Origin of the sequence: Vibrio nomapromontoriensis (genome assembly GCF_050337205.1) — a bacterium.
Lineage (GTDB): Bacteria > Pseudomonadota > Gammaproteobacteria > Enterobacterales > Vibrionaceae > Vibrio > Vibrio nomapromontoriensis.
In genome coordinates, this window is the sequence record NZ_JAKJSS010000006.1 from 458,491 (window position 1) to 473,873 (window position 15,383).

The following is a 15,383-nucleotide window of genomic DNA, read 5'->3' on the forward strand; positions in this document are numbered from 1 at the left end:
TATCTCGCAATGGTTCCGTGAATAGGGTCTCAGGTATTGATAGTCACATTCGATAGCTTGTTGTTTTTATTAAAATTTAAGTGCTAGGTCACAAAGTTGAGTTTATACGCCATGTCAGACAAGAATATTCAGACGCCAATTGCGCTCAATACCATGAGCTTTCCCTTGCACGGGGCAAGGCTTATCGAAGCCTCCGCGGGTACAGGAAAGACCTTCACTATTGCTGGTCTTTATTTGCGCCTGTTACTCGGGCATGGGGATGAAAGCTCTCGTCATCAGCAGCCGTTGACGGTTGACCAAATACTGGTGGTGACCTTTACTGAAGCCGCCACAGCAGAATTACGCGACCGGATACGCGCCAGAATTCACCAAGCAAGAATCGCCTTTGCACGTGGCAGTAGTGATGATCCTGTGATTGCGCCATTATTGACGGATATTGACGATCATCGTTTTGCGGTCGCTACCTTGCTGCAAGCCGAAAGGCAGATGGATGAAGCAGCGGTGTATACCATTCATGGCTTTTGTCAGCGAATGCTAACGCAAAACGCCTTTGAGTCGGGCGCGCGCTTTAATAATGAATTCATTACTGATGAAAGTCGCCTCAAAGCACAAGTTGTAGCGGATTTTTGGCGCAGTCAGTTTTATCCTTTGGGATTAGATCTAGCTAATGAAGTTCGCAAATTATGGTCGACGCCTAGCGCACTGCTTAGTGATATTTCACGCTATATGACCGGACCGGATGTATCATTTACCCGTCATGCAAGCGCCGCGGATCTTAACGCGTTGCATCAACAAAACCTAGATGCAATCCAAGCGCTTAAATCACAATGGCTGGCCGTCGCGGATGATATTGTGCCGTGCATTAGTGCATCGGATGTCAACAAGCGTAGTTACACCAAAAAATCATTGCCAACGTGGGTGGCGGCCATAACTGAATGGTCTAAATCAGAGACTAAAGATTATTATTTGCCGGACTCTTTAGAGAAGTTCTCGCAAACGGTGTTGAATGAAAAAACCCCAAAGGGCGAGCCTCCGGTTCATGAGGTTTTCCAAGCAATAGAAACACTCCTTGCCTCACCACCAGAGTTAAAGACCCCCTTGCTTGCACTGGCTATCAAGAGTTGCCGACAGCGCCTCATTGACGCAAAAGAGAGTAAACAATGGTTGTCGTTTGATGATTTGTTGACGCACCTGTCCGCCGCATTGGAGTTTGAATCCGGTGATGGACTGGCGGAAAAAATACGCCAGCAGTTTCCCGTGGCGATGATTGATGAATTCCAAGATACCGACCCGCTTCAGTATCATATTTTTAGCCGGGTCTATTTGCAGCATCCTCAATGTGGCTGGTTTATGATTGGCGACCCTAAACAGGCGATTTACGGTTTCCGTGGTGCGGATATTTTTACGTATATCAAAGCAAGAAACCAAGTTACCGATCATTACACGTTAGGCACCAACTGGCGCTCAAGCGAAAGTATGGTTCAGGGGGTTAATAGCCTATTTGAGCAGGCGGTTTCTCCATTTGTTTATGATGATGATATTCCGTTTTTTACAGTCCAAGCTAACCCGAAGGCACATTTGCGTCACTGGTGCCTTGATGGTGAAAGGCAAACAGCGGTCGAGTTCTGGTTACAAGAAGCAGAAAAACCGTTACCTAAAGGCGAGTATGTTACGGCGATGGCAGCATCGACTGCGCAACATATCAAGACGGTGCTCACTGGGGCGCAACGTCACAAGTCCATTTTAGTCAACGGCGAAAAACAGACACCGATAGAAGCAGGCAATATCGCCGTGTTAGTTAGAACGGGCAGCGAAGGTCAGTTAATCAAGCAAGCGCTAGCGGAGCGTGGCATTGCCAGTGTTTACCTCTCTAACCGTGATAGTGTGTTTGCCAGTGGTGTTGCCCTGGATATGTTGCGGTTGCTGCAAGCCGTATGGTCTTTAGGGGATGAACGAGCACTAAAAGCGGCGTTAGCCAGTGAGCTTTTTGCTTTGTCCGCTACCTACTTAGATGACCTGAACAATGAAGAAACTGTGTGGGAAAAAGTGACGGCCGAGTTTCAAGAGTATCGTCACTTATGGCAAACCCGTGGTGTACTTCCTATGTTGCGCGCCGTGTTATTTAAACGTGAGATTGCCAGCCGGTTGCTGACTCAAGCTGGGGGCGAACGTTTATTGACCGACTACCTTCACCTTGGCGAGTTATTGCAAAATGAAAGGCAAGATTTAGAAAGTGACAGTGCGTTGCTGCGCTGGTTAGGGCAGTCTATTGAAGACGCCGCGCAAGGGTTAGGTGGTAGCGATGAGCATATTCAACGTTTAGAGTCAGAAAGAAATTTGGTACAAATTATCACCATCCATAAATCAAAAGGCTTGGAGTATGATTTAGTCTATCTGCCTTTTGTCACCAGCTATAGAGAAGCGTCAGAAGCGAAATATTACGATGATGCTTTGCAATCACCTGTGATTGATCTTGCTCAGTCAAAGTCGGCACTCGCTCAAGCGGATAAAGAGCGCCTAGCAGAGGATCTACGTCTTATCTACGTGGCATTGACGCGCGCGGTTTATGGGTGTTTTATCGGTATTGCTCCGCTTCGAAATGGCCGTTCAACGAAAGAGCCGACAGGGGTGCATCACAGCGCCATTGGTTACTTAGTTCAGCAAGCCAAAGAGCTGGGAGTAAATGAACTGGGATCGTCATTGGCGCAGTTAGCCGCGCAACAAACGGCGATTAGAGTGATGTCTCCGCCGGAAGTTGATGATGAGCTATATAAACCCAGCGAAGTGATGTTACCGGATCTTCGTGTGAAAACCTTAGAGACAGAAATCGACCGTCACTGGCGAATGACCAGTTACTCCAATTTGGTTAAACAAGGCCACCAAGACTCAGACCGAGAAGTATTTATCGAAGCCGCGGGTATTGATATCGATTCCTCGCAAGAGGCGGAGACACTATCGTTGTTAGAACCAGAAAAAAGTATTTACCATTTTCCGAAAGGGGCGCGCCCGGGTACTTTTCTTCATACTGTATTTGAAGAAGTGACGTTTACCGAGCCTGCGGGATCCGAAGTGAATCGCGATGTGATTGCTCTGTTATTAGAAAAAGAGCAATACGATCCTCAGTGGCTGCCTATTATTCATGATCTTGTCGATCGTGTGCTCGACACTCCGCTTGATGGTTCTTCGTTACGATTGCGAGAAAAAGGGGCGTCACAGAAGTTGGTTGAAATGGAGTTCTTATTACCAATAGAGGTGCTTGATGCAATGTCACTCAACCGAGTGATTCAGCGTCATGATGATTTGTCGGCGCAGGCGAAAGATCTTGGGTTCTATACCGTAAGTGGTATGTTGAAAGGCTTTATTGACCTCGTGTTTGAACATGATGGCAAGTACTATGTGCTTGACTGGAAGTCCAATTATCTTGGTGACAGTCCCGAGCATTACCAACAGGCGCAGCTTAAACATGCGATGATCGATCATCGTTATGATCTGCAATACCAATTGTATGCGTTGGCGCTGCATCGTTTTCTCAAAACCCGGATTAAAGACTACGACTATGAGGCGCACTTCGGCGGCGTTTATTATCTATTTTTGCGTGGTATTGAACCTGGGTCGACGTCTGGAATTTTTAACAGTAAACCTGCGCAGGCATTGATAGAAGAGCTTGATGCGCTGATATCTGGCGAGACCATTCATCATGATCGTTTTAATGAGCAACAAGGGAAGACTCGATAATGTCACAGCTGTTTCAATCTTTACCTGAAGTCGTGGCATTTCTCGCGGAGAAAAAGGTATTACGACCACTCGATTTACAGTTTGCTAAGTTTGTCTCGTCTTTAGAGTCTGAGCATCGAGCTGAAGTGATGTGGCTTGCCGCACTGACAAGTGCCAATCTAGGGCAAGGGCATATTTGCGTGAATCTTGCCCCTATCACATCTGATATCAATACACCTGAGATGAACGCGTCACCAGAGAGCTCAACACTATCTTTGGCATCAGGGTCATTACCTTTGGCATCAGGGTCATTGCCAAGTGCCAGTTTGCTTGGCATCTATGGCGAGGTCGCGCAGCAAATTGATGGTTTAATTAACCAGGTTGATTGGTTGCGAGTATTGAATGATGCAAAGAGTATCACGACGTCGTTAGGTATGCTTCAAAGTGGCACACCACCAACCCCCCTTGTTTGGCAACATGATCGCTTATATTTGCATCGCTATTATCGATACGAACAAACCATTGCCGATCGGATGAATGCGATGGCAAGTGCCATTATTATCGAAAGTCCAGCGCTACTGGCTAATTTGCTTGATCAGCTGTTTGCTCGTGAATATCACTACTTATTTTCTTCGTTACAGCAATTGCCGAGTGAAAAAAATACCCAAGTGGTTCGGCAGCAGTTGGTATGTGATTTTCTGGATGTCGTGACCCCAGAGAGCATCAATTGGGGGGATGTCGACCAGAAATTAATGCACGCTAAGCAATGTAGCGATCTTAGTAAATTGGATAACCTAATCCCGTTATCTTGCTGTCTTAATTGGCAAAAGGTGGCAGCAGCTGTTGCGTTGACTCGCCGATTTTCAGTCATCTCAGGTGGACCAGGTACTGGTAAAACGACTACGGTAACGAAATTACTCGCGGCGCTTGTTCATCAGGCAGGTCTCAGTCAACAAAGCCCCATCATTAAGCTGGTGGCTCCGACAGGAAAGGCAGCGGCAAGGTTAACGGAATCGATAGGTAAAGCCTTAAGTGGCTTGGCGATAGAGCCAGAAATACTCGCTAAAATTCCAACGGAGTCGAGTACGATTCACCGTTTATTGGGGGCAATCCCTAATCGCGTTGAGTTCCGCCACCATCGTGAAAATCCACTTCACTTAGACGTACTGGTGCTGGATGAAGCTTCTATGGTGGATTTGCCTATGATGCACCGTTTGCTTGATGCGTTACCTGCGTACGCTCGGCTTATTCTACTCGGTGATAAAGACCAATTGGCATCGGTTGAGGCGGGGGCAGTGTTGTCGGATATTTGTGAGTTTGCCAGTCAGGGCTATAGCCAAGGGCAAAATGAGACCATCAAGCAGTTAACGCAATTTGATTGCCGCTATCGTAGTGAGGCTCGCCATTCTCCTAGTCAAGGAAACTTGCAACGAAGTGCCGTGGCGGATGGTTTATGCGTGCTGCAAAAAAGTTATCGTTTTGATGCTCGATCAGGAATAGGGCAGCTGGCTAAAACGATCAATGCCAGTGACACTCGGGGCTTTGGGCAAGTGTGGGATAAAGGGTTTACTGATATCGCATGGCACCATTTAACAGCCGATGCTTATCAGAATCTGCTACAAAGTATGGTGAAAGCTTACCAACCTTATTTACAGGTTGTTGCTACACGACCCGATGGAGCAGAGCGCCAGACCGCAGATACGTTAGCCATTTGGCAGCGAACGACGGCAAAATCAGCGCTGGCGAGCTTTTCTAGCCATCGATTATTGTGTGCTGTTCGTGAAGGAGACTTTGGTGTAGTGGGGCTTAATCAGCGAATCGAGCAACGACTAAAGCAGCGCGGTATCATTGGCAACAGTGATGCCCAGTGGTATGCGGGGCGCCCTGTTATGGTGACGCGCAATGATCATAATTTAGGGCTGTACAATGGCGATATTGGCTTGTGTATGATGGATTACACAGGCGAAGTAGAGAAGCTAAAAGTGTTTTTTGAACTTCCTGATGGGTCAATTAAATCGGTGCTGCCTAGCCGTGTTCCGGATCATGAAACGGCTTATGCCATGACGATTCATAAATCACAAGGTAGTGAATTCACGCATACCTTTATGATATTACCTGCTGAGTTTTCGCCTCTGTTAACTAAGGAGCTGATTTATACTGGCATTACTAGAGCAAAGAAAACGCTGACGTTGATTGCTGAACCGCAAGTCGTTCTTAAAGCAATTCGTTGTCAAACAATACGGCATAGTGGGTTGTCTGAACGACTATCGACATAAGGGGGGCGGTTCGTTGTCTTGTATCGGGAAGTACTCGGCAACGCCTTACTCACTATGTATGGATAAAATGATTTGAGTAGGTAATTTTTGCAATTCGGTATTGAGCCTTATAATTATGTATCATTATCTTACTATATTTATCAACACTAAAGACACAGTGCACATGACGCCCTTCTAGTAGTTTACTTTCCGCCATGTCTAAAAAACTCTGAATTGAATTGCAAATAACCGTATGCATGACAATTAAACCCTCTCAATGTTTAATTATGAAATAATATATTAATGTTCTGGTGAGGTAATAAACTGATTTCGAATTCTTTGCTCGGATCGAATACTAACATACTATTATATGTATTTTTATCAACGTATTAATGCACCTATAAATGTTGCTAATGGTACTTTTATATTATCTTAAATTATAAAGTTAGACATTTTATTGACGCATAGAAATGTCATTTTATTGGCGTAATTATCAGTGTTTGTTTTAATAGCTATAAGCTAATCCCTGTATTTAGGTTTTTTTTGACGGTAATTGGTTTTGACTGATAATATTTGATTGTTATTTATGAGTCGGAATTCTACTCACCAATATAGGGAATGTGAAATGACAAATAGGAAAGCAATTCTGGGGTGGGTAGTATTTTTATTTACTATTATCAGCACGCTAACATCCGTGGCTTATTCGAATGCAAATAGTGATGAGCGAGTCACACAACCATTGGTGCTAGATAACCAACAGAGTTTTTATGTTAGTGATGTAGATACTTCATTAGATAGCGTTTTTATTTTTGAATTGGAAAATACAGCGCAATCCCTAGCGTCCTACGCTGAAGTTTATGCTAATCAAGAGCGTATCGCTTCGCTTAAGGTTTCTGGTTCGGTACGTGACTACGCAATAAAATTGGCGACTGACATTCAACAACTTGAGCTAAGAGTGATAGATGGGCGTATCAGATTATCGAGTGCATCGACTCAGCTAATAGCCCAACCGCAAAGCGTTACCACTAATATTGAAAAAATAGAACAAGGGTCCATGACATTGTCGGAGGAGTGGCAGACGCTATTTCCGGCTTTGCAATATATTGAGCCCGTTCTATTGACCTCAGCATACCAAGTGATAGGTGGTTCATTCGATACCGCTACGATGCGAGACTCTGGCGTAATCGAGCGCCGTCAAGATGCGGCGGGTAACTGGCAACTTCGTGTGCGTCCTTGGCCTGGGATGCCCAATTTTCACGCCAATATCGATTACCTCATTATCGAGGCTCAAGAGTATCAATCCGAGACCTTGCAGCTCTTGGCCGCACGATTTAATAAATCCTCACATGATTTCTGGCAGCAGTGGTCATTTTCAGACGCCAGTCAATTGGGCATGAACTGGCACCATATTCCTAGTGTGGTGGCGCAGCCACAAACTCAGAGTGATGAGCGCAGCTTATTTACTCGTATCAAACAGTTAGACTTTTCCGGTTTCTGGAGTGCACTGTTTTATCCCGGTGCGAATGGTAAAGCAGAAAGCACCGAGGAAACMTTAGGCGTTCTTGCCATCTCCGTTAATGACGGAGCAACGTTGTTGGTTGATGGTGAGATTGCCGAACTATCAGTTGATACGTTTTCGCTACAAGAGAACTGGAAACGAATGGGAGACTGGGAGTATCGATTAACAGAAGATACCACTCACGATACCGAGCAAAACCACACCACAGAGACGGTGAACCTTATCCAAGTGGGSGACGTACAACTCGTTCAAACCGTATCAAGTAATGGCCCCGACAATTACAGTATTGAGCGTCGTTTGCAYAGCTCRCTRGATTATGATCATGATGGAATTCGTGATGAGCATGACGATGACAAAGATAACGACGGTATTATCGATGCAGAAGATGCCTACCCTTATGATGAGCACCGCTCAGAGGTCGCGGTGGTTCAAGTACCTTCTTTGATTAATGCTGTAGATTATATTGACGCGCTAGACAGTGATGGTGGTGAGTCTCGCTATCGTGGCGCAGATGGCGTTGACATTGAGAATGATGCAACAGCAGGTCTACACATTAGTCGGATGAGCAAAGGAGAATGGTTGCGTTATGCCATTAATGTGGCTCAAGCGGGTTATTATGACGTGACGTTTTCACTCGGCAGTAAAGGGGCGTCAACACTCGAACTGGAAGTGGAAGGACAGCGCAGCACCACACTGGATTTTCAAACGGGAGCGGCAAGAGACTTCCAACCTTTTACTATCCCTACCGTCTACCTACCGGCTGGCAAGCAAACGCTCACCGTGACCGCGACAGAAGGCAGTTTTCGTTTCGCCAATATGACGTTTAACGCGCGCTCCCCTGAGTTAGCGCCGCTATTGCATCTATCGTTTGAGGATGTCGATAATTTGACCTTCGATAGCTCTTCTCACGCGCGTGAGGATGTGAAGCAGTTAGGAGAATATGACCAAGCGATTATGCGTACGGGGCGTGGCCTGCAATTTGTTGGCGATCAAACTCAAAAGTTAGTACTTAAAAATGGCCCAGCGTTGGGGGATTTTTCTGTTAGCGTACAAACCAGCGATCTGGATATTACCCGAGGCAAGATCAGCATTGCAGCCATCAATGAATCACAACGTGGTTTCTTATTGCTTGAAAAAACTGCGAAGGGTGAACTGAGAATACGCAGTTTAGTTTACGGAGAAGATGGCGTTGAATTAAAACGCCATCTCTGGTCAATCAAAAAGGGTGAGTCAGCGGAAGGTTTTGTTACCCTGACGTTTGCCAGTGTCAGTCGTGATGAATACTCAAGTATTGGGGACGTATCGATTTACCTCGATGGGGAGTTAATTGTCCATGAGGTTAACGTTCGCCTTCCTTATTTTGATACGTCACAAATGGTGTTGGGCGATGGCAGTGGCTCATTAACGAAGTTTTATAGTTTAGGCCAAGGTCAGTTAGACGAATGGCGAGTGGACAGTCATGCGTTAAGCGCCTCGCAAGTGGCCGCGATTTATGCTGCGAGTGCCGCGCCGGATTCTGATGATGATGGGCACATTGATTTGATCGATGCTTTTCCTAACGATCCGCATGAGTGGTTAGACAGCGACAAGGATGGAATCGGTAATAACGCTGATACGGATGATGATAATGATGGTACACCAGATACGATAGATGCGTTTCCGTTTGACCCTGMAGAAGATACCGATACCGACGGTGATGGGATAGGTAACAACGCGGATCTGGATGATGATGGCGATGGTGTGTTGGATAAAAACGATGCCTATCCAAMGGATCCCAATCACTCTAAGAGTGTGACGTTATCGGTCAGTATTGAAGAAAACGGCCACGACTTAATGGCACAAATTCTCTTTAGCCATGGCTCTGAAAGCTACCCGCTTAGTGTGCCATTTGGTGAGCTGAAAAACATTACGTTACCAGCACAAAAGTACAGCGTGTATGCTCAGCCAATTCGAGGTCTACAAGCCTTTAGGACGCCGAAAGTGGTGGATTTAAGCGATGCAGAAGCGGTGCCGAATGCGCTGTCATTAAGGTATCGCTTAACTCCAGATACGTCGTTTGTCAATCAGCGCGCCTTGCCTGGTTTGAGTATTGATGTACTGAAAACAGGACTGGGTAATGTTCGTCAATTGGCGTTAGGTAACGGTGTTCTTTACGCCGCCACGCGAACAGAAGATAAAGTGTATGGTATGCCCTTTGATATCAACACGTTGCATGTGGGAGAGCCCGTAGTGATTGCTGATGGGTTGAATATGCCCAGCGGCTTAGCGTATCGAGATGGCACCTTGTATATTGCTGATGTCGATGGTCTATATCGTATCAATCATATTGATGCGAATTTCACCACCTTCCCTGATATGGAGCAATTGCTGACATTACCGGGTAGTGAGCTTGATACTAGCGATAGATCGCAAGCAGGGCAAATCCATCATCAATGGAAGTTTATTCGTTTCGGTCCAAATCCAGATGAGAACAGCCTTTATATTCCCGTTGGTCAGCCGTGTAATGCCTGCAGCATCGAAGACGAGCGCTTTGGCACCATTTTAAAATACGACCTAGACACGGGTGATTACACCATTGCCGCGAAAGGCATTCGTAACACTGTCGGTTTTGATTTCCACCCAGAGACACAAAACCTTTGGTTTAGTGACAATAGCCGTCAAGCAACCGGGTTAGGTCCTGAATTTCAAGGTGTTGTCGATGAGCTTAACCACGTGACGAAAGAAGGGCAGCACTTTGGTGCGCCTTACGTTTATGGTTATGAGCAGCTCGGGGTATCTCAAGATGAAGAAGATAATGGTGAAGGGCTCAATATTCCATTGTCAGATATTCGCGTTGAGAACTACCAAGCACCAGCGCTGAGCATCGCAGGTCATTCCGCTCCATTAGGGATTGAATTTAACAACTTATTACCCGCGAGTTTTGGTGCTCAGCAACTCTGGATAGCCGAACATGGCAGTGGCACGTTAGATCATGAAGGCATCAATGTTCAGCTTGTAGGGATGAACGCGCGAGGCGAGATTGACTATCAAATTGATGCGATCCCATTTATGAAGACATTTGGTGGAAGTTACATCTGCTTTGATGGCTCTTGTAATGGTCGCCCAGTGGCGTTCTTGACATTGCCCGATGGCAGTATGCTGATGTCTGATGATGCGATGGACAGTCTAGTACACATCAAGCCAAGTGAAGGCGTACTACCGGACACAACAGTGACCATTACCCCACCTGTTGCCCCGAGTGATGATTTAGTTAATGAGCGCGTTGGTGTTCGGTTAACGGATCCGTTGGGCTACGTGAGAAATATGACACTGCGTTTTGGTGGTCAGCCATTGGTGATTCATGGTGCGATAGACGGAGAGTATACGTTAGAAGTACTGGACTTGAGCGATTGGCTTGCCGAATTAGATGCTCCGCAAAGCCAGTCACTTAGTCGCGACAACAAAGCCATAGCGTGGGGAATTAACTACGATGAAGTCACGGCAGATTCAGGGAGTGTGACCCTAACGACACCACGCTCTCCTGGTTTTGATGTGGTGAATGAGCAGCAATCGGTAACAATTACCGGAGAGAATTATCAATCTAGCCATCAAATGGCCTGGAACAGCACGTTAGTGCTGGATGAATTAGCATTAGGTGACTATGAATTAGTGGTGTCGCAGGTGGGGGCTTATTCACCAGTACCTTCGAGCCAGAAATTAAGTGTAAGCGGCCGAACACCAGAGGTAACCGCAACATGGGCCATGAGTGGGGACAGTACGACAGGGAAGGCTCTTTTTGAAGAGAATTGCATGGGCTGTCACGCTGAAGGGAGTATCTATCCACCCGATTTACTCACCGAAAGCAAAAAGGAAGAGTGGTCAGACCGCTCGTTAGCACAACTGGAAACGAAAGTGAATAGCATGTTCGCTACGGCGTGCGATAGCTTATGTCGCCAGAAAGTCGCCAACTATTTGTGGTACGACGTATGGGGCAATAAAACAGAAGCACCGATCAAGCCTGGAAAAATTTCGCTTAGATTAAATTCATCGACAACGGAATCCATTTCGGTGCGCATTCTGGGCGACAATGTCCATCATGAGGTCGTTGTGTCTTCACAAGACGTTCAGCCCGTTATTGATTTGCCATTGCAGTACTATCGACTGGAGGTCATTACGAGTGAGGGGCATCGAAGCATTCCTGCTGGTTTCCAAACCACGTTAACCGCCGACAATCCAACGTCAGAGGTTACGTTTACGTTGGACGCTGATGTTGATAGTGATAATGATGGGATTGTCGACTCAAGAGATTGGGATGACGATAACGATGGTATTCCAGATTCCATGGATGAGGCACCGTTAGACTCAAACGTATTGCACAGCCAACTCATTGTCGATTATAGCTTTGACCAAAGTAGTCAAATCATTAATGACGATTCCACTGGTGATGCTAATTACTGGCGCTACAAAAATAGAGTCCCGGGTCCGGACCTGTTTGCAAATAACTACTTTGAAGCTGTGCCTGGCGCCGTCGGTGAGGCCGCATTTAGTCCAAGAAGACGAGCATTAGAAACCAGTAGCCTTCCTTTGAATACGCCAGAGTTCCTCGAAAGCTTTAGTTTGTCATATTGGATGAACTTTACAGGATATGAAGAAGGAAACTACGTCGGCTTAAACCGTTGTACTTGGTTATGTGTGAATGTTAATGAAGATTATTCATTGTCCATATATAGACTTGATATCGAACTGTTTAAATCAGCCAGCCAACCACAATTGAAAGGCTGGGCCCACATTGCAGTCACCTATGATGGTGGAGACTTTGTCCTTTACGTGAATGGTAAATCGCTCGCCGCTGGACACGATGTTGTCGACCGTTGGAGGTTAGATGGAAGGTTACATATTGTTTCTCCATTGAAAGGAATTGACGAGTTCAAGATATTTAATATGGCTTTGACTCAAGCTGAGGTGTTCGCACTTGCTAGAGATAATGACGGGGATGGAGTAAAAGATAGTGACGACTTATCTGCCAATGATAGTGCTATAGGTCTTGACACCGATAATGACGGAATACCGGATAGTATTGACAGGGATGACGATAATGATGGGTATTTTGATGAAAACGACTGGAGTCCAAAAGATAGCAGTGAATGGTTAGATACCGATGGGGATGGTATCGGTGATAATGCGGATAACGATGATGATAATGATGGTGTGCTAGATGTTTATGATGGCTATCCAAAAGATCCATTGTTGAGTATGAAACCACCCGTGATCGATATTGATCCCGCGCAAGCAACGTTTAAAGATGTGAATAAGCGTCTTATTCAAGTAGCGTGTGTGAAATGTCATGTACCCGGAGGTGCTGCTGAGCTTAGTAATTTAAAATTTGATTCAGGGAGTGATGACCTAACGGTTCAAAATAATGCGGATCGACTCATGAATTATGTTCGTGATTTTGATCCTGAGATTGAAACGATACTAGCGAAACCCGCGGGTAAAGTGAATCATGGTGGGTCTACGGTCTTTGCTGAATCGAGTAATGAATGGCAGGTACTAAGGGCGGTTCTATACAAAGCATTTAATAAAGTTATTGAAGAGCAACCTGAAGATTCGGATTTATTTACGCTCGAAACGAGAGATAAAACCTTTAGGAAAGCGTCTTTGTTGCTACAAGGGGAAATCCCAACACAGAAAACGATGCTAAGTGCTAGAAGTTGGAGTGAGGAAAAGCTAAAGGAAGAGCTAGCTCTCCTCACACGTAATACTTCGAGTTTTAAAGCGTTCATTTTAACATCCGCAAACGATAGATTGCATACTAAGTCACTACTTCGCATGAATGATTATCGTAGACAAGATTATGCTAATAACTTCTATTATTGGCGTTATCCTCACTCCTTGAGTGTCTTTGAAAATCTGGGTGAAAATGGCACTTATAATGATGGCATCACTTTTTCTAAAGAGGTTGCGAATGCCCCTTTAGAGCTCGTGTGGAAAGTCGTATCCAAAGAGAAACCATATAGTGAAGTGTTAACTGCAGACTACACTATGGCTTCAACTTCGACCGCAAAGCACTTTGCTGGTCAAGAAGTAGAACAAGGTAAATATATCGCGATGAAGGATAAGAATTATCACGTATCAAAGGATGGCAGTTTACCGTCCTATGCGGGTAATTCTCGTGACAGGGTTTGGACGGATGAAATGTTGAAGATCAGCCGTCCTCACTCTGGCATTTTATCGATGTACGGTTACTTATGGACCTATGCCAACACGGACAGTAATTTTCATCGGACGCGTGCGAACAACACGATGAAGATATTCCTTAACTATGACATTGAAACTAACCTAGCACGGACCGTATCGACCGATGATGTCACGGCTGATGAAAACCCTACGATGGATAATCCAGCGTGCGCGAACTGCCATATAACCATGGACCCTATTGCTGCGGGATTCCAAGACTATGGTCATGAAGGGCAATATAAAGTTATCGGTGGGAAGAACTCATTAGTGGCTAGTTATCGTGAGGATTACATCTTCGATTCTAATGAAACTTGGTACCGAGATATTCGTCCTGCAGGTTACTATGGAACGGACACCCCTCAAGGTGAAGTTCCGATTAAATGGTTAGCCGAGAGATTAGTTCAGGACCGACGGTTTGCTACAGGAACGGTTAATTTTTGGTGGCCGGCACTGTTTAGCCGTGAGCTTAGAATTGCTCCGGATGTGGAATCGCCAGACTATGAAAATGAGTTGGCAATCTATGAATATGAGCAAGTGTTAGTCGAGGAATTGGCAGATAAGTTCTTAGCTTCAAATATGAATATTAAGACGTTACTGGTGGATATGTTGATGTCTGACTATTTCCGAGCTGAGTTTAAAGCGGATGCCTCCGTTTCTGGACTTGAAAGCTACCGCATGTTGACGCCGGAAGAACTCGTCAATAAGTTCGAAAGTATTACCGGTTATTCATACAATGAGTATGGAGATTGGACGACCACTGAGCACCTATTTGAACAGCTAAGTCAGCAAGTTAATCTAGGGGGAATAGATTCTGACTCTGTCAGGGCCAGACAAAGAGAAATATCGCCAATCGGTTATGGATTACTCAAAGCACAAGCGATATCGGCATCATGCTCCATTATCGTCAATGAGTTTAAAGCTGACCGGAAAAAGTTGTTTTCTGGAATATCATCGTCGGATGTACCAGGAATCTACCTCGATAAACGTGTGACAATTGATGCGTTAGCGGGAACTAACAATAAGACGTTCTCGTCTCTTTCTGGCGAGGGGATGAATATCATCACACTGAGGTTTGCTGAGGGTGGGTTTATCGCTCGCTACCTTACTGTTCGTGATGAGGATGGGCATTCTATTGTAGAAGGAACTTTGCAAAGCTTGGTTGAAACAGGTGTCATTGAACACAATTTTACCGCCCATAGTGATGGAGAGTCTATTTCAACATGGGGGAGTAATTATTCACGATATATCAGAATAAATCTCGATATACCAGAAACAGGTAATTACTCTATTTCACTAGAAAATAGGCCAAAATATGATGGTGATGTAGTCATTGACGTGACCTGGAGGCAGCAGGATACGCGATACGCTGTCGGTGAAGAAAAGAATAAGGTGCTCAGCAAAATATCAGAGTTGATTAATGTAATGTGGGGAGAAAATACTTCGATAGATAGTATTGAAGTACAGAAAGCATATGAACTGTATGCATCTACGTTGGATAATAGAGCCGCATTGGCCGATGGGCATGACTTATCTAGAGATGGACGATGTATATACGACTTTACTAAAAATGAAGTAGATTATGATCTTTCAGACCCAAACAATTCGTTAAACACATGGCAAGTATTGTTAACGTATCTTTTAATGGACTTTAGATTTGGTCATGAATAGTTGGTGATTGA

The 15,383-nt window shown here is 45.2% G+C and carries 3 protein-coding genes; all 3 read left to right on the forward strand.

The features are described from left to right. The first annotated feature begins 111 nt into the window (after positions 1–111). Complete coding sequence (gene recB, locus L4D05_RS02135) at positions 112–3,735, forward strand: exodeoxyribonuclease V subunit beta (protein ID WP_428792886.1); 3,624 nt, start codon at positions 112–114, stop codon at positions 3,733–3,735. Beyond that, positions 3,735–5,990 carry an exodeoxyribonuclease V subunit alpha gene (gene recD / locus L4D05_RS02140; RefSeq protein ID WP_428792887.1) on the forward strand — a complete coding sequence of 752 codons (2,256 nt, stop codon included), beginning with the start codon at positions 3,735–3,737 and terminating at the stop codon, positions 5,988–5,990. Before recB ends, recD begins: the two co-directional genes overlap by 1 nt. Positions 5,991–6,594: 604 nt before the next feature. Continuing rightward, positions 6,595–15,372 (forward strand): LamG-like jellyroll fold domain-containing protein, encoded by an 8,778-nt coding sequence (locus L4D05_RS02145; protein WP_428792888.1) that lies wholly within the window; start codon positions 6,595–6,597, stop codon positions 15,370–15,372. The last annotated feature ends 11 nt before the right edge of the window (positions 15,373–15,383 follow it).